This window comes from Enterobacter sp. IF2SW-B1 (genome assembly GCF_001743375.1).
Taxonomy (GTDB): Bacteria; Pseudomonadota; Gammaproteobacteria; order Enterobacterales; family Enterobacteriaceae; genus Enterobacter; species Enterobacter bugandensis.
The window spans coordinates 566,660-582,872 of the sequence record NZ_MJAA01000001.1; the positions used below are offsets into that span (position 1 = coordinate 566,660).

The window sequence follows — 16,213 nt, forward strand, 5'->3', positions numbered from 1 at the left end:
AACAATGACGACACAACAACCCGACTGGCAGGCGTATCTTGCGCAAATGGAGTCCGTGCTCGGCGTGACGCTGGACGATGCCCGCCGCGCCGAGCTGCAGTTGCAGTTCAGCCGCATTGCCAACATGGCCGCCCCGCTGATGGCGCTGCAGCTCGACGACCGTCTGGAGATCGCAGGAGTGTATAAAGCATGACGCTACACGAGATGAGTATCAGCGACATTCAACAGGCGCTGAGCGCGGGCGAGCTGAGCGCCCATGAGATTGCCCGCCAGACGCTGGAGGCGATTGGGCGCGTTAATCCGCAGATCAATGCCTGGACCACCGTGACGGAAGCACGCATGCTCGCCGAGGCCGAGAACATCGACACCCTGCGCCGCGAAAAGCGCCCCCTGCCGCCGCTGGCGGGCGTGCCCTACGCGGTGAAAAACCTGTTCGACGTTGCCGGACACACCACCCTCGCGGGCGCCGAGCTGTTCAGCCAGCGCCCCGCTGCGGCCGCTGACAGCTTCGCCGTGCGCCAGCTGCGCAGCGCGGGCGGGCTGCTGTCCGGCATGATGAATATGGACGCCTACGCCTATGGCTTTACCACCGAGAACAGCCACTACGGCGCGACGCGTAACCCGCACGATCTGACGCGCATTGCGGGCGGATCCTCCGGCGGTTCAGCCGCCGCCGTAGCTGCCGGGCTGGTGCACTTTTCGCTCGGCACCGACACCAACGGGTCGATTCGCGTTCCGGCCTCGCTGTGCGGCATCTATGGTCTCAAGCCCACCTTTGGCCGCCTGTCACGATCCGGCAGCCATCCGTTTGTCGCGAGCCTGGATCATATCGGCCCCTTCGCCCGCCGCGTGTGCGACCTGGCGTCCGTGTACGACGCGCTTCAGGGCCGGGACAGCAGCGACCGTTTTCAGGCAGAGAGCTCCCGCGAGCAGACGCGCCCCCTGCTAGACCGCGGGCTTGACGGCCTGCGCTGCGCGGTGCTCGGCGGCTACTTCACCATCTGGTGCGACGCACAGGCCAGAGACGCCGTGGCGCGGGTGGCGAAGGCGCTCGACGTGCGGGATGAGCTGCAGTTTCCGGACGCCGAGCTGGCGCGCTCCGCGGCGTTTATCATCAGCGCCTCCGAAGGGGGAAATCAGTACCTGCCCGCGCTTCGCCGCGAGCCCGAGCGCTTTGAGCCGCACTCCCGGGAGCGACTGCTGGCAGGCGCGATGATCCCCTCCGCCTGGTATATTCAGGCCCAGCGGTTCCGCGCGCAGGCGCGGCAGGCGTTTCACGCACTGTTTGCCCAGGCCGACGTGCTGATCGCCCCCGCGACGCCGCGCAGCGCCACGCGGATCGGCGAGCAAACCATGGAGATTAACGGTCAGCCGCTCCCCATCCGCGCCAGCATGGGGATGCTGACCCAGCCGATTTCATTTTTGGGCCTGCCCGTGACCACCGTTCCGCTGCGCACCGCACATGGCGCGCCGATTGGCCTGCAGCTGATTGCCGCGCCGTTTAACGAGCAGGCCTGCCTGCGCGTCGCTCGCGTGCTGGAAGAGAGCGGCATCACCGATGCCCGCCTGGCGGAGGTTGCAGCATGATCAATCACGATGACATTAACCTCCCGTGGGTGGTTGCCGAGGTGACCGCCGCGTTTTATCGCTATGAAGACGCGCTGGTGAGTAACAACATTGCCGTGCTGGACGAGCTGTTCTGGCACGACAAAAACACGGTGCGGCTGGGAGCGGGTGAAAACCTGTACGGGATCGATGAAATCCGCGCCTTTAGGGCGGCGCGCCCGTCTGCCGGGCTTCAGCGGACGCTGCGCCACACCGTGATTACCACCTTCGGGGAGGATTATGCCGTGTGCAGCACCGAGTTTACCCGTGAAGGTACGGAGCGGATTGGCCGCCAGCAGCAGACGTGGGTAAGGTTTGCCTACGGGTGGCGCATTGTTGCGGCGCAGGTGAGTTTGATGTCGTAGCCGTAGGCCGGGTAAGGCGCAACCGCCACCCGGCAAAACATCGCACAATTACTTCTGAAACGGATGCACTTCCCGCCAGTGGTCAGCAATCTGCTGGCGGGTACAGACCCACACCCGCTCGTGCTGCTGAACGTAATCCAGGAACCGCTGCAGCGCGCGGAAGCGCCCCGGCCGCCCCAGCAGGCGGCAGTGCATGCCGATGGACATCATCTTTGGCGCGCTCTCCCCCTCCTCGTACAGCACGTCAAAGCTGTCCTTCAGGTACGTATAAAACTGCTCGGCGGTGTTAAAACCCTGCGCGGTCGCAAAGCGCATGTCGTTCGCATCCAGCGTATAGGGCACAATCAGGTGCGGTTTTTGGGTGCCATCGCCGCAGGCCACTTCCGTCCAGAAGGGCAGGTCGTCGCCGTAGTAGTCGCTGTCGTAGTCGAAGCCGCCGTGCTCCACCACCAGCTGGCGGGTGTTGGGGCTGTCGCGCCCGGTGTACCAGCCGGTTGGCGGCTTGCCGAACAGGTCGGTAAGAACCTGCACCGCCTTATGCAGGTGGTCGCGCTCCTGGCTGATGTCCATGTTCTGATAGTGGATCCAGCGCCAGCCGTGGCTGACCACGTCGTAATCCGCGGCTTTAATCGCCTCAACAATCTCCGGGTGACGCGCCAGCGCCATCGCCACGCCAAAGACCGTCAGCGGCAGGCCGCGTTTTTGAAATTCACTGTGGATCCGCCAGAACCCGGCGCGGCTGCCGTATTCGTAAAGGGAGTCCATCGACATATGTTTGTCCGGGTAGCTGGCCGCGCCGATGATGTCCGACAGGAACTGCTCGGACCCGGCATCGCCGTGCAGAACGTGGTTTTCCGCCCCTTCTTCATAATTGAGCACAAACTGCACCGCGATGCGCGCCTGATTCGGCCACCGCGCGTGCGGCGGGTTGCCCGCGTAGCCGCGCAGATCCCGCGGATAATCCTGTTCGAAAAGCCCCATACCACCCCCAAAAGTTAAAATGGATTCAATGCCTGAAAATGCCCGCTTAACGGTTTGCTCTCCGGGAAGGCCAGATCCCCATGCTTGCTGGTCGTGAGCCCCAGCGCCACCAGCGATTCCACCATCTTCACCGCCGCGCTGACGCCGTCGATCACCGGCACGCGCAGCTCGCGGGTCAGCTCCTGCGCAAGGGTCGCCATGCCGCCGCAGCCGAGCACGATGGCGCCGCAGCCATCCTCTTTCAGAGCCTGTATACAGCGCGCGCGCACCTTCTCCTGCGCCAGACCGCTGCCGTCCTCCAGCGCCAGCACCGGGAGATCAATAGCGTGCAGCGCCGCGCACTTGTCCTGAAAGCCATACTGGTGCAGAAGATGGCGGGCAATAATCAGCGTGCGCGGCAGCGTGGTGACCACCGAAAAGCGCGTCGCGACCAGCGTCGCCATATGCATGGCAGCTTCGGCGATGCCGATAACCGGCCCCTGCGCCAGCTCGCGCGCCGCCAGCAGACCCGGATCGCCAAAGCAGGCAATCACGTGACCGTCCACGCCCTGCTCCCTGCCTTTTTTGATCTGTTCCAGGACACCGACGGCGGCGATGGCCTCATCAAAGTGGCCCTCGATAGACGGCACGCCCGCGCCCGGACAGACCGCGAGGATCTCCGTTCCCGGCGCCGCCACCGCTCGGGCCGCCGCGCCGATGGTTTCCGTCATCGCGAGGCTGGTGTTGGGGTTGATCACTTGTATACAGACAGACATTACGACTCCTTGTGGCCGGCAAACAGCCGGGCAAAATCAGGCAGGCACTCGCCCGCCCGCTCGAAGCAAAGGCTGGCAACGATGTGTTCAAAATGGTGCATGAGGGCATCGCTTAGCGGCTGCAGCGCCTTCTGACGCAACAGATCCACAAGCTGTTCGTGATCGTTGCAGCGGCAGCCCTGACGCCACGGCGCACCCCAGGTAGCAATCACCAGCGAGGAGCGCTGGCTCAGGCTTGTCACCATCTCCGTCAGCACCTGGTTGCCGGAGATGGCCTGCAGTTGTATGTGGAAACTGGCGGAATGTCGGATTGCCGCCGGGCCGTCGTACGCCTCGTGCGCCTGCTGCTCCTGACGAATAATGGCCTCCAGCGCTGCAAGGTGCGGCGGCTGACAGTGCGCCAGCACATCCGGCAGGTTAGCGACCTCCAGCAGCGCGCGGGTGCGGAAGATGTGCCGCGCCTCTTCCACCGTCGGGCTGGCGACGTGTGCACCACGTTTGGGCGTCAGGGTGACCATTTGCACAGCGGCGAGTCGTTGAAGCACCTTGCGGATGCCCGTGCGGCTCACGCCAAACACCTCGGCCAGCGCCTCTTCCGGCAATTTGCTCCCCGGCAGCAGCTGATGTTCCACAATCGCGGTCATCAGCGCCTGGAAGATGGTTTCGTCTTTGTCATGCAGGTCTGGCGCGGTCTGCAGGGCGTTTATGTTGTTCATTCACCACTCCGAATTTTACTTTCCGTTATCGAATCGTATACATAAAAATAAAATATTGCATACAAGATTTATTATTTTGGCCTGGATCCTGCAACACCGTTTGCACTCCCACTCAACGGGTTTACATTCACAGGAGCAGGTTTCATGCCAAACAGTCAAAACGCACAGCAGAGTACGGCCGCTGATTCCGGTGCGGTTTACAGCCCACGTCTTTGCAATGAGGATCTGGCACCGACGCGTGACCAGAACTGGAGCTGGTACAACATCTTTTCTTTCTGGATGTCCGACGTTCACAGCATGGGGGGTTACGTTGTTGCCGCGAGCTTCTTTACGCTCGGGCTGGCAAGCTGGCAGGTACTGCTCTGCCTGCTGGTGGGGATCTGCATTGTGCAGCTGTGCGCCAACCTGGTAGCAAAACCGAGCCAGATGGCGGGCGTGCCCTATGCGGTGATCAGCCGTCAGGCGTTTGGCGTCTTCGGGGCCAATATTCCGGCGGTGATCCGCGGGCTTATCGCCTTTGCGTGGTACGGCATCCAGACCTGGCTTGCCGCCAACGCGCTGATGCTGGTGGTGCTGAAGTTCTGGCCTTCTCTGGCGAGCCTTACCAACGGTGCCTTCCTGGGCCTGTCGCCGCTGGGCTGGATCTGCTTTGCCATCATGTGGGTTCTTCAGGCGATGGTCTTCTGGCACGGCATGAGCGCCATTAAGCGCTTTATTGATATCGCCGGTCCGGCGGTCTATGTGGTGATGCTGGCCCTCGCGGGCTGGATTGTATACAAGACCGGTTTTGACGGGATCTCTTTCACCCTCGCCAGCAAATCCCTGAGCGCGGGCGAGCAAACCTGGCAGATGATCACCGCGACCGCGCTGGTGGTCTCCTACTTCTCCGGCCCGCTGCTTAACTTTGGCGACTTCTCCCGCTACGGCAAAAGCATGGGTGAGATCCGCCGCGGCAACCGCTGGGGGCTACCGTTTAACTTCCTGCTGTTCTCCATCGTCACCGTGGTGATTGTCTCCGGCACCCAGTCGCTGTTTGGCCGCATGATCACCGACCCGATCGAAACCGTCAGCCGCGTAGGTAACGATCTGGCCGTGGCAATTGGCCTGCTGACGATGATCACCGCCACCATCGGGATCAACATCGTCGCGAACTTTGTCTCACCGGCGTTTGATTTCTCTAACTGCTCGCCGCAGAAGATCAGCTTCCGCACCGGGGGCATGATTGCCGCCGTCGGCTCGATCCTGCTCACCCCGTGGAACCTGTTCAACTCGCCGGAGCTCATCCATTACACCCTGGACGTGCTCGGAGCGTTTATCGGCCCGCTGTTCGGCATTCTGATTGCCGATTTCTACCTGATTAAGCGCGGCAAGGTGTCGGTAGACGATCTGTTCGACGACACGCCAAAGGGCAAATACTGGTACCGCAACGGCTTTAACCCGAAGGCCATTGGCGCGCTGATCCCATCCGTAGCCGTAGGTCTGGTGATTGGCTTTATCCCGGCCCTGCATGAAGTGGCAAACTTCAGCTGGTTTATCGGCGTCTTCCTCGGCGGCGTGACCTACCGCTGGCTGGCGCGGGAAGAGCGCGAGAGGGCAGGCGCGGCCTCGTTCAGCTCCCGCGTGGCGACGCAAAAAGAGTAACCCCTCCCTCCGGCCGCAGTTTATCTGCGGCCCGTTCATTCTGGCACCGTTCTTGCTGAGCTTTTTCACCCCGCTACGCAAACACTAAGGCAGGACCCACGATGGAATACCAGACTGCGATACGCGGTGCATTTTTCGATATCGCCCAGGTCTGCGACAGCGCAGACGCGATTGCCCAACACGCCCGCTACCTTGAGGACGGGCTGCTGTTTATCCAGAACGGAAAAATTCTGGCGCACATGGCGTGGCAGGAGGGCGAGCAGTATCTCGACCCCCACAAAGGCTACACGGACCTGCGCGGCAGGCTGCTGCTGCCCGGTTTTGTCGACGCCCACGTTCATTATCCACAAACGGAGATGATCGGCGCCTTTGGCGAACAGCTGCTGGAGTGGCTGACCACCTACACCTTCCCGGTGGAGAGCCAGTTTGCCGATGAAGCCTACGCGAAAGAGATCGCCGAATTTTTCATTAACCAACTGGTGAGCAACGGCACCACCACCGCACTGGTGTTTTGCACGCTGCATCCGCAATCGGTCGAAGCGCTGTTTACCGAAGCCCTGCGCCTCAACATGCGCCTTATCGCCGGAAAGGTGATGATGGACCGGCACGCGCCGGACTACCTGAGCGAAGATGCAAAGCAGAGCTACCGGCAGACGCGGGAGTTGATCCAGCGCTGGCACCACCGGGGGAGGCTGGGGTATGCCATTACGCCGCGCTTTGCCCCAACGTCCTCTCCCGAGCTGCTCGCCGCGGTCAGCCTGCTCAGAGAGGAGTTTCCGGATACCTGGCTGCAGACCCATCTCAGCGAAAACCCAAACGAAGTGGCCTGGGTGAACGATCTCTGGCCGGAGCACGAGCGCTATCTGGACGTGTATCACCACTACGGCCTGACCGGAGAGCGCAGCGTGTTTGCCCACGCGATTCATCTGCACCACAGCGAGTGGCAGTGCCTGCACGACACCGGTTCGGCGGTGGCATTTTGCCCCACCTCGAACCTGTTTCTCGGCAGCGGGCTGTTTCGCCTGCCCGCCTGCTGGCAGCACAAGGTGCGGATGGGCATCGGCACCGACGTCGGCGCGGGCACCACCTTCAGCATGCTGCGCACCCTGGGAGAAGCCTACAAGGTCGGCCAGCTTCAGAGCTACCGCCTGCGCGCCAGCGAGGCGTTTTATCACGCCACGCTGGGCGGCGCGCACGCCCTCAGGCTGGACGATAAGATTGGCAACTTCGCCCCCGGCAAAGAGGCGGATTTTGTGGTTATCGATCCTGACGTGACGCCGCTGCAGCGCCTGCGCAATCGCCGCTGTCAGGATATCTACGAGCAGCTATTTGTGCTGATGACCCTGGGCGACGAGCGCAACATCAGTGAGACCTGGGTCAACGGCGAGCGGGTGTGGTCAACTGCCCCGGTAGGTTGACCACCCGCCTGGCGCAATCACAAACGGCAGATGGAAGTGCTCGTCTGCCGCTTCTTCCGTCACAAAATCAATTTGCGCGCAGGGGTAGATCGTCTCCCGGCCGGTTGCGCGAAACCACCCGCCGATCTCCGCCACCAGCCGATAGTGTCCTTTTGGCAGGAATGGGACAAATTCGGTGATGCGGCCATTAGCGTTGGTCACGCCCGTCGCCATGATTTCGCCCTCCCGTTCAAGGTGAACCGTCACGCCCGCTGCGGGCTTGCCCGTCGAAATATCGAGAATATGGGTGCTGAGTGTGCTCATTCGTGGATAACTCCTTCAAGGCGCAGCAGCGTAATTTCCCGCAGCTGTTCCAGCGCAGCATGGATTTCCTGCGCGTCGCTGTTTTCCAGTCGCGCGCGCAGGGCCTGTAATATCTCCTCGCCGCTGCGGCCCTTAGCGCGGATCAGAAATACGCGCCCAAAGCGGGCTTCGTAGCGGGCATTGCCTTCACGCAGCGCCTGCGCAAGCGCCGCGTCACGGTCATTCACCGCGCCCTGCTCCTGACGCGACAGCGCCGCCTCCACCTCTTCACCCGCGGGCTTTTCGCCGATGCGCGGGTGCGCGCTCAGGGCTTGCGCTAACGACGCCTCATCCCAGCGCTGCATCAGCGCCTGCGCCGCGATCGTCAATTCACTCCGGCTCGGGTAAGGCCGTCCACAAACCAGCGCCTCAGCCCAGCCGGGGAGCGCCACGCAGGGGGTGAGCAGCGCGAGAGCCTCTTTCTCAGGAAGATAATTGAAGTCGTGCAGTGCGATCATAGTGTCTCCTTTATTGTCCTCCTCCGGGTTGTTGCACAAACCACGCCACTCTTGTCGCCGATGTGAAACAGTCGATTCTGTATGGCTGGACAGGAAATTATTGATTCATAAAAAGGCATATTCACCGTGTTTGCGCACCTTAGCAGTGCAAACTCACCTCCCACAACGCCGTTTTCGCCACTCTGCAGCCTGGTACGCAAATTGCTGAATGTTTTTACACCCTGCAAAAGGAGAGAAGCATGAAAGCAATCGTCATTGGCGCGGGTATTGGCGGCCTGAGCGCTGCCGTCGCGCTAAAGAAAGCGGGCATCGACTGTACCGTGTTTGAAGCCGTAAAAGAGATCCGGCCCGTCGGGGCGGCCATCTCCATCTGGCCTAACGGCGTGAAGTGTATGCAGCACCTCGGCATGGGCGACATTATCGAAACCTACGGCGGTCCAATGCGTTTTATGGCCTACAAGGATTACCGGCGCGGCGACACCCTGACCCATTTTAGCCTTGCCCCGCTGGTTGAGCGTACCGGAGGGCGTCCCTGCCCCGTCTCGCGCGCTGAACTCCAGCGCGAAATGCTGGACTTCTGGGGTCGCGACAAGGTGCAGTTCGGCAAGCGCGTGGAACACGTTCATGAAGACGACGCGGGCGTAAGCGTCACCTTTACCGATGGCACCACGGCAACAGGCGATTTTGTGATTGCCGCCGACGGCAGCCACTCGGCGGTTCGTCCGTACGTGCTGGGCTATACCCCGGAGCGCCGCTACGCCGGATACGTGAACTGGAACGGGCTGGTGAAGATTGATGAAGAGATTGCCCCGGCGCACCAGTGGACCACCTTCGTTGGCGAAGGCAAACGCGTGTCGCTGATGCCCGTCTCCGGCGGTCGTTTCTACTTCTTTTTTGACGTGCCGCTGCCCGCGGGCCTGGCGGAGGATCGCACCACCCTGCGCGCCGATCTCACGGGCTACTTCCGCGGCTGGGCGCCGCCGGTGCAGAAGCTTATCGCCGCGCTGGATCCCGATACCACCAACCGCATTGAAATCCATGACATCGAGCCGTTCGACAGCCTGGTACGCGGCAACGTCGCGCTGCTCGGCGATGCCGGGCACAGCACCACGCCTGATATCGGCCAGGGCGGCTGCGCGGCCATGGAGGACGCCGTGGTGCTGGGCGAATGCCTGCGTGAAAACCACAACATTACGCTGGCGCTGCGGCAGTACGAAGCCCTGCGCTGCGACCGGGTGCGTGACCTGGTGCTGAAAGCGCGTAAACGCTGCGACGTCACCCACGGGAAAGATATGGCGTTGACGCAGGCCTGGTATCAGGAACTCAAAGAGGAGACCGGGGAACGCATTATCAACGGTCTGTGCGAGACCATTCAGGGCGGCCCGTTAGGCTGAACAAGAGGGACAACGATGAAAAGAGAACCGACACCACCCGCCCACTGCACGTTTGAGCCAGAGGACTGGCTGCGCCTGGCGAAATGCTGGCATCCGGTTGCGCGCGCCTGCGACGTCGGCCCGGCCCCCGTCAAGGCCACCCTGCTGGATGAACAGCTGGTGATTTACCGAATTAACGACCAGGTCGTGGTTGCCCGGGACGTGTGTCCGCACCGCGGCGTGCCGCTGACGCTCGGCTTTCACGACGAGCACGGGATTATCTGCCCCTACCACGGCTTACGCTTTGGTGAAGACGGCCGCTGCAACCGCATTCCGTCCAGCCCCGACCAGCCCGTTCCGGCGAAGCTGAATCTGATTAACTACGCGGTGGAAGAGCGCTTCGGCCTGATCTGGACCTGCCTGGCGTTTGACCCGGACAATCCCGTGCCGCTGCCCACCATGCCGCACTGGAGCGACGACGGATTTCAGCAGATCAACTGCCCGGCGTTTGAGGTGAACGGCTTCGCCGGGCGCCAGGTGGAGGGGTTTCTGGATGTTGCCCACTTTGCGTGGATCCATACCGATACCTTTGCCGATCCCAATAATCAGCTTGTCCCTATCTATCAGCCGCAGGAGACGCCCTTCGGTTTCGTGGCCGATTACTGGAGTTCCGTGAGCAACTATCCCGCCAGTTCACCCGTGCAGGCGCCAGAAGGGTTCCAGTGGCTGCGCCATTTTGAAATGCATCTGCCGTTTACCGCCACCCTGACGATTCATTTTCCGGGTGAATCGAGGCTGGTGATTATGAACGCCGCCTCGCCCGTCTCGTCACGGGTGACCCGCATGTTCGCGCCCATCGCGCGCAACTTTGATCTGCATATTCCGGTGGAGGACGTGCATGCCTTTAACCTGCGCATTTTTGAAGAGGATCGCCTGATGGTCGAAACCCAGCGCCCGGAAAGTCTGCCGCTGGATCTCACTCTGGAAGCCCATATTCCGGCAGATAAGAGTTCGATTGCCTACCGTCGGGGACTGAAGAAGATGGGCTTTGGCGAATTTTTCCTGGTATGACGGAGGCCAATATGCTGAACGTGATCGTTGACGGGCTGTGGCGCGAGGGGGATAAAAGCCTCGCCGTCAGGCTGGTGGCCGAAAACGGCGACGCGCTACCGGCGTGGCGACCCGGCGCGCACATTGATGTCCACCTGCCCTGCGGCGTGGTCCGCCAGTACTCTCTGACCGGGGCATGTGGCGACGAGAGCTATCTTATCTGCGTGGGGCGAGAAGCCGCCTCGCGCGGCGGGTCGCGCTACGTTCACGAAACGCTGCGTCCGGGCCAGAGGCTTTCAATCTCGGCCCCGCGCAATCTGTTTCCGCTGCATCAGGCTGAGCGGGTATTGCTGCTGGCGGCAGGGATTGGCATTACGCCGCTGTATGCGATGGCATTGCAGCTGAAAGCGACCGGAACGCCGTTTACGCTGCACTATTACGTCAGAAACCGGGAAAACGCGGCGTTTGCGCGCGAACTCTCGCAGTGCGGTGACTGCATTATTCATACCACCACCCCACGAACCACGCTGGCGGAGCATTTCCCCGCGCCTGAAGCGGGGCTGCACGCGTGGGTGTGCGGACCTGCGGGATTTATGGAGAAAGCGCGCGATGTGGCGGCGGCGAAGGGATGGAATGACGCCCATATCCACAGCGAGGCGTTTCAGCCCGCTCCCCCTGTCACAAGCGGCGTCGCAGGCGAGATCTTTACGGTCAAACTTGCCTCTACCGGCGAGCGCTGGCCGGTGCCTGCGGATAAGACCATCGCTCAGGTATTACAGGAAAACGGCGTGGACGTGCCGCTGTCCTGCGAAATGGGGATCTGCGGCGCCTGCCTGACGCCGGTGATTGACGGCGTGGTGGACCACAGGGATAGCGTGCAGTCGGAGGCAGAAAAAAGCGCGGCTGACCAGCAGGTGGCGCTCTGCTGTTCGCGGAGTCACTCCGGGGAGCTGGTGATTGCGCTGTAAAACGAAAAAACCCTGCGATATTGCTATCGCAGGGTTTTCGAATTTGGCGGAAGCGTAGAGATTCGAACTCTAGAACCCTTTCGGGTCGCCGGTTTTCAAGACCGGTGCCTTCAACCGCTCGGCCACGCTTCCAAAGTGAGGCGCACTATAAACATCTATTAGCGCCTTGTAAAGCAGGAATTTTTCTATTTTTGCCTGCAGGCGTTTGACTGCGCAAAAAGTCACCCGGACGCTTTCCTGCCCTCCCCCCTTCCCCCCTTGTACATACCGTTACACAGCAACGCTCATCCTTTTAAATCACCGTGGTATAGAATGCCAAAAAAATAGACGGCCATGTGTTTTGTAATGGTAATAAATCCGGGTAATGCGGGTTTTAACGCATTACTGTCATAGCGCCTTACTGGTTGATGATGAAAATCAAAAATACGTTTTGCTTACATATCCTGATGGCCGTTTTGGCCATTTTAGTCCTGAGTTTTCACCCGCTGGTGACAAGCTTTGATCCGCCGCTTAAATTCCAGCCGCTGATCAAGTCCATGGCAGGGACGACAAAAGAACAGGCGGAAAAAATAGCCACAATTTCCCATGCTTTAGAAGGGAATGCTATTTTCTTCCTTGGTGCGTCTGAGGTCGCCACCTCAGAAGAGGAACATTACGCCGTATTTAATTATTTTAATAAGCAATTGCACCAGCCCGTCGTGGCCTATGGCGATGCGTTTGTCGATGACGAAACGCAATTTTTACTTCTCTCGCGTTTTAAAGATAGCCTTAATGCAAACAGCAAAGTGGTTCTGCTTCTGGCGCCTGACGGCTTTTATTCAAAAGGCCTGCCGCCCGCTATCTATGCGGATAATTTCCCGGGCTCGATTTTTAATCCCCTGATGAAGGATCCGCAGGCGCGCCCGTTCCTGGTTAATTACCTGAAGCATATTGATGCGAAAGAGATAAGCCATTTAACCTTCGGGCAAATGCGTGTGTATGGCTGGCATCCGGCGCTGATGTGGGACGAGCTGAGTTTTCAGTTTGCAAACTTCTGCACCCTGATTAAAAACGACTGGCTGTCGCTGCTCAACATCAGGCCACAGACGGCGCAGCCCTGGCCTCAGCAGCCAACCGCCCGTCTCTCCCCTGACTGGGATAAAGCGCTGGCGAATGCCCGCGAGTTGAATAAAAAACGCCATCAGAGCGCGGCCACGCTGTGGATGGACAAAACGATTTACGACGAGGACGGTAAGCCGCAGCAGTGGGATGACACGCCGGTGGTGCCGGCGCAGTTCGCCGCGTTCAGGAAAACCGTTCAGCTTTTGAAAGCGCATCACGTGCAGGTGATAGCTATCGTCGACCCGGTTAACCCCTGGGCGCTTTACAATACCGACACCTTCCGCCCGTTCGATAAGCAGATTCAAACCATTCTGAAAGAGAACCAGATCCCGTATTTGGATATGTACGCCATGCCGTATCAGAACGGCTGGAACTGGGATCGTCTGCACCCTACCGAACTGGCCTGGGTGCCAATGCTTCGCTTTATTGCACAGAGTTTTAAATAATGAAAATCGCGATCCGTCTTTTTTGCCTTTATTTACTGCTGGCGATCACCGTCGTTGCATGGACCGCTGTCGATGACAGCATGAGTATGCAGCTGCATTTTGAATATCAAAAATTCTGAGGCGAAATGATGTACAGCTCAGGAATGTTTTTTGTCTGTTTATTTTCATCCGCGCTGGTGTTTGCGATGGTTAATCGTGTTTTACGCCACCGTCTGACCTGGCTAGTTTCCTTATCCGTGGTGACAGCATTAGGCTGGGGTTATATTTTTCAGGGCAATTACAGTGTTCCCGTGGCCGTCTTTTGCTGGTTTTATCTTGTCGCCACGTTAAAAGAAAAAGGCAGATTAAAAACCTGGCAGGCGGTCGTTTTAACGCTGCTGCCCCTGGTTCTGGTGAAATTACATTTTAATTATCACCTCGGCACAATCGGTCTCTCTTTTATGACCTTCCGCGCTGTGGATGTACTGCTGTATCGCAGTAAAAAAGAGGGCCAGAATTTCCTGCACTATTTCTGCTATCTCTTTATGCCCTTTATTATTCTGGCCGGCCCGATGTATCGCTGGCGGACATGGATGAGCGATGTGAATAAGCCGGCATTTGTCCTGAACCGCGAACAGTTTTTAACGGCACTGGAGCAAATTATTACCGGCATCATTCAGAAGTTCCTGTTTGCCATGCTGATCGATTCGCTCGTCGTGCAGCCCTGGAGCCATAAGCCGTTTACCCTGACCGTGGGCGTGGTGATGTCGATTGCCTACAGCGCCTATCTGTACTTCGATTTTGCGGGCTACAGCAATATGGCCATCGGCGCGGGCCGGCTGTTTGGGCTGAATATTCCGGCAAACTTCAACATGCCGCTTCTTGCAAAGAACCCGCAGGATTTCTGGCGCCGCTTCCACATCAGCCTGTCCGAATGGCTGCGCGACGTGGTCTTTATGCCCGTCTATATGAACCTGATGAAGTTTAACTTTTTCCGCCAGAACAAAACGCTGGCGCAAAATATCGGTATTTTTTGCACCCTGTTCTGCATGGGGGCGTGGAATGGCCTGGAACGCCATTACGTCATCAGCGGCGCGCTGTTTGGCGCGATTTCCGTCGCGCACAACATGCTGCTGTGGTCAGCCAAACGCAGCCCAACGTTACACCGCGGATTGCAGTATCCGGCCGTTGCGTTTTTGGGACGAATTCTGACGCTGGGAAGCGCCGCAGGATCCCTTTACATCTTCAGTGGAATGTCACCTCTATGAAAAATCACTCCGATCTTCAGGAACTGCAGGATTTCTTGCGTGCGGCACTGCGCGATCCCGCCTCCCCGCAGCAGCTGGCCATCAGCGGCAGCGACGAAACCTTAAGCTGGCTCCAGCTTTCCTCTGCCGTGACGAACTGGGCAGAGCGTTATCGACGCTGCCAGCCCGCAGACGGTACGCCGATCGTGCTGTACGGCCATCAGCAGGCCGAGTTCGCCGTGGCCATATATAGCTGCCTGCTGCACAACATTCCGTACATCCCGGTGGACTGCATCTACCCTCAGGAGCGGCTTCGCGAGATCTGCAACCTGACCGGCGCTCCTTACTACTACGACGTGGCGACGCGGCAGTTCATCGCCACCGGCGAGGCGGGCAAGGTGCTGGAGGAGCAGGATCTGGCCTATATCATGTTTACCTCAGGAAGCACCGGAAAACCGAAAGGCGTGCAGATTGGACGTGAAAGCGTATGGCACTTCATGAAGTGGGTCAGCCAGGACTTTTCGCTGCCGGAAAAACCGGTGCTGATGAACCACGCGGTGTTCAGCTTTGACCTCTCCCTGATCCCTCTGCTGGCGAACCTGGCGATGGGAGGCCACATCGTGCTGAATGCCAAAGAGGATATCCAGAAAGAGAACTGGCTCGAGCGACTGCAAAGCAACGCGGTCTCCGCCTGGGTTTCCACCCCCTCTTTTGCCTACCAGCAGCTGCTTTCTCCGCACTTTAACAGCGAGTATTTGCCTGCACTCAGCGTCTTTATCTTCATTGGCGAAGTGCTCAATAAAGCGCTGGTGAAACAGCTCCGCCGCCGTTTCCCGCAGGCCAAAATCATCAACTCCTATGGCCCAACGGAAGCGACCATTGCGACAACCGTGGTTGAGATCACGGATGAGATCCTTAACAGCGACAGCGCGGTGCTGCCGGTGGGCGTGATGATGCCGGACAGCAGAATGGAGATTTCCGCCGAGGGCGAGCTGATTATCTGGGGCAAAAACGTCATGCGCGGCTATTTAGGCCTGCCGCAGGAGAACGCGGCAAAACTGCTGCGTCGGGAAAATGATGCGTTCCGCGGCTACCGGACCGGCGATCTGGGTTATGAAGACGGGCTCATCTACTGCCAGGGCCGCAACGACAGCCAGGTCAAGCTGAATGGCTACCGCATCGAGATCGGCGAGATTGAAAACCGCCTGCTGGCCATGTCCGGCATCAGCGAAGCGGTGGTGATGCCGCTGATGAAACCCTGCGGCAGCGTGCTGCGCATCGCCGCGTTCTGCGTGACGGAGCTGGCACCGGAGGCGATCAAAACCTCGCTGGCAAATGTGGTGCCCCACTACATGGTGCCTTCACAAATTATCGTAAAAGACGCTTTGCCGCTAAATCCTAACGGCAAAATTGACCGCAAGCTGCTGGACGCTTACGCCCGCACACATTAATTATCCCAGGAAAAATGATGGAACACGATATTCTCGCCCTGTTTGAAAAAGTGTTATCCCGCAAGGTTGGCTTTCACGATGAGCTGATTGAATCCGACATTCTCGACTCCATTCTGGCAGTCGACATGGTGCTGGAGGTGCAGGACGTTTACGGCTGTATGATCCCGCCTACCGACGTGGCGACTGTGCTGAAAACCCCGGCCGATCTCGCCCGTTATATTGAAGAGAACCGTTAACGCCCCCTCCTCTGATGGCTCTGGGACTCACTCCAGAGTCCATCATTCGCTTTCCCCTTCTGGATACCATTCACACGAATG

At 59.3% G+C, this 16,213-nt stretch carries 16 protein-coding genes, 1 tRNA gene and 1 pseudogene; 12 read left to right on the forward strand and 6 right to left on the reverse strand.

Translation table 11 applies throughout. The features are described 5' to 3' along the window. Positions 1-4 precede the first annotated feature (4 nt). From hpxX to hpxZ, 3 genes are read left to right on the forward strand one after another with little or no spacing between them, the layout of a single operon-like run. Positions 5-193, forward strand: a complete 189-nt coding sequence (hpxX, locus tag A6013_RS02875) for an oxalurate catabolism protein HpxX (protein ID WP_069732514.1) — start codon at positions 5-7, stop codon at positions 191-193. After that, entirely contained in the window at positions 190-1,587 is a 1,398-nt protein-coding gene (locus tag A6013_RS02880) for an AtzE family amidohydrolase (RefSeq protein ID WP_069732515.1), read from the forward strand. Before hpxX ends, A6013_RS02880 begins: the two co-directional genes overlap by 4 nt. Next, entirely contained in the window at positions 1,584-1,970 is a 387-nt protein-coding gene (gene hpxZ, locus A6013_RS02885; RefSeq protein ID WP_047364248.1) for an oxalurate catabolism protein HpxZ, read from the forward strand. Before A6013_RS02880 ends, hpxZ begins: the two co-directional genes overlap by 4 nt. Before the next feature lie 48 nt (positions 1,971-2,018). Here the strand turns inward: hpxZ and puuE are convergent, their stop codons facing one another. The 3 genes and pseudogenes from puuE to A6013_RS02900 all read right to left on the reverse strand — a co-directional run bounded on the left by puuE (position 2,019) and on the right by A6013_RS02900 (position 4,422). Next, positions 2,019-2,918 (reverse strand): allantoinase PuuE, encoded by a 900-nt coding sequence (gene puuE / locus A6013_RS02890; protein WP_370738833.1) that lies wholly within the window; start codon positions 2,916-2,918, stop codon positions 2,019-2,021. Continuing rightward, positions 2,836-3,706 (reverse strand): annotated as a pseudogene (gene hpxA / locus A6013_RS02895) (allantoin racemase). The gene puuE and the pseudogene hpxA overlap by 83 nt, the downstream one beginning before the upstream one ends. Beyond that, a complete protein-coding gene (locus tag A6013_RS02900) occupies positions 3,706-4,422 on the reverse strand; it encodes a GntR family transcriptional regulator (protein ID WP_045630054.1) in 717 nt (238 codons plus the stop codon). Before A6013_RS02900 ends, hpxA begins: the two are co-directional and overlap by 1 nt. A 144-nt stretch (positions 4,423-4,566) precedes the next feature. On the opposite strand from A6013_RS02900, the gene A6013_RS02905 reads away from it, so the two are divergent. Together A6013_RS02905 and guaD are read left to right on the forward strand one after the other, a co-directional pair. Continuing rightward, positions 4,567-6,063 (forward strand): NCS1 family nucleobase:cation symporter-1, encoded by a 1,497-nt coding sequence (locus A6013_RS02905; RefSeq protein ID WP_069732518.1) that lies wholly within the window; start codon positions 4,567-4,569, stop codon positions 6,061-6,063. Positions 6,064-6,164: 101 nt separating this feature from the next. Continuing rightward, positions 6,165-7,481 (forward strand): guanine deaminase, encoded by a 1,317-nt coding sequence (gene guaD, locus A6013_RS02910; RefSeq protein WP_049136548.1) that lies wholly within the window; start codon positions 6,165-6,167, stop codon positions 7,479-7,481. Here the strand turns inward: guaD and uraH are convergent. Together uraH and uraD are read right to left on the reverse strand one after the other, a co-directional pair. Further along, entirely contained in the window at positions 7,461-7,784 is a 324-nt protein-coding gene (gene uraH, locus A6013_RS02915) for a hydroxyisourate hydrolase (RefSeq protein WP_069732519.1), read from the reverse strand. The two genes, guaD and uraH, sit on opposite strands and share 21 nt — an antisense overlap. Then, positions 7,781-8,281: a 2-oxo-4-hydroxy-4-carboxy-5-ureidoimidazoline decarboxylase gene (gene uraD, locus A6013_RS02920; RefSeq protein ID WP_069732520.1), complete on the reverse strand. Its 501-nt coding sequence runs from the start codon at positions 8,279-8,281 to the stop codon at positions 7,781-7,783. The genes uraH and uraD overlap by 4 nt, the downstream gene beginning before the upstream one ends. Positions 8,282-8,520: 239 nt before the next feature. Here uraD and hpxO point away from each other — a divergent pair, with 239 nt between their 5' ends. From hpxO to A6013_RS02935, 3 genes are read left to right on the forward strand one after another with little or no spacing between them, the layout of a single operon-like run. Continuing rightward, positions 8,521-9,675, forward strand: a complete 1,155-nt coding sequence (hpxO, locus tag A6013_RS02925; protein WP_069732521.1) for an FAD-dependent urate hydroxylase HpxO — start codon at positions 8,521-8,523, stop codon at positions 9,673-9,675. A 15-nt stretch (positions 9,676-9,690) separates the two neighbouring features. Then, positions 9,691-10,725 (forward strand): molybdenum cofactor-independent xanthine hydroxylase subunit HpxD, encoded by a 1,035-nt coding sequence (hpxD, locus tag A6013_RS02930; RefSeq protein ID WP_059354509.1) that lies wholly within the window; start codon positions 9,691-9,693, stop codon positions 10,723-10,725. Positions 10,726-10,736: 11 nt separating this feature from the next. Next, positions 10,737-11,672 carry a PDR/VanB family oxidoreductase gene (locus tag A6013_RS02935; RefSeq protein ID WP_069732522.1) on the forward strand — a complete coding sequence of 312 codons (936 nt, stop codon included), beginning with the start codon at positions 10,737-10,739 and terminating at the stop codon, positions 11,670-11,672. 44 nt (positions 11,673-11,716) lie between these two features. Here the strand turns inward: A6013_RS02935 and A6013_RS02940 are convergent. Further along, positions 11,717-11,804 (reverse strand) — tRNA-Ser (locus tag A6013_RS02940). Positions 11,805-12,082: 278 nt separating this feature from the next. Between A6013_RS02940 and A6013_RS02945 the strand changes: the two genes are divergently transcribed. From A6013_RS02945 to A6013_RS02960, 4 genes are all read left to right on the forward strand, one after another. Further along, positions 12,083-13,219: a D-alanyl-lipoteichoic acid biosynthesis protein DltD gene (locus A6013_RS02945; protein WP_041910591.1), complete on the forward strand. Its 1,137-nt coding sequence runs from the start codon at positions 12,083-12,085 to the stop codon at positions 13,217-13,219. A gap of 128 nt (positions 13,220-13,347) precedes the next feature. After that, on the forward strand, positions 13,348-14,466 hold the full coding sequence (locus A6013_RS02950; protein ID WP_041910592.1) for an MBOAT family O-acyltransferase: 1,119 nt from the start codon (positions 13,348-13,350) through the stop codon (positions 14,464-14,466). Beyond that, on the forward strand, positions 14,463-15,896 hold the full coding sequence (locus A6013_RS02955) for an AMP-binding protein (RefSeq protein ID WP_069732523.1): 1,434 nt from the start codon (positions 14,463-14,465) through the stop codon (positions 15,894-15,896). The genes A6013_RS02950 and A6013_RS02955 overlap by 4 nt, the downstream gene beginning before the upstream one ends. 17 nt (positions 15,897-15,913) lie before the next feature. Further along, positions 15,914-16,132 carry an acyl carrier protein gene (locus A6013_RS02960; RefSeq protein ID WP_028012621.1) on the forward strand — a complete coding sequence of 73 codons (219 nt, stop codon included), beginning with the start codon at positions 15,914-15,916 and terminating at the stop codon, positions 16,130-16,132. Positions 16,133-16,213: the final 81 nt, after the last annotated feature.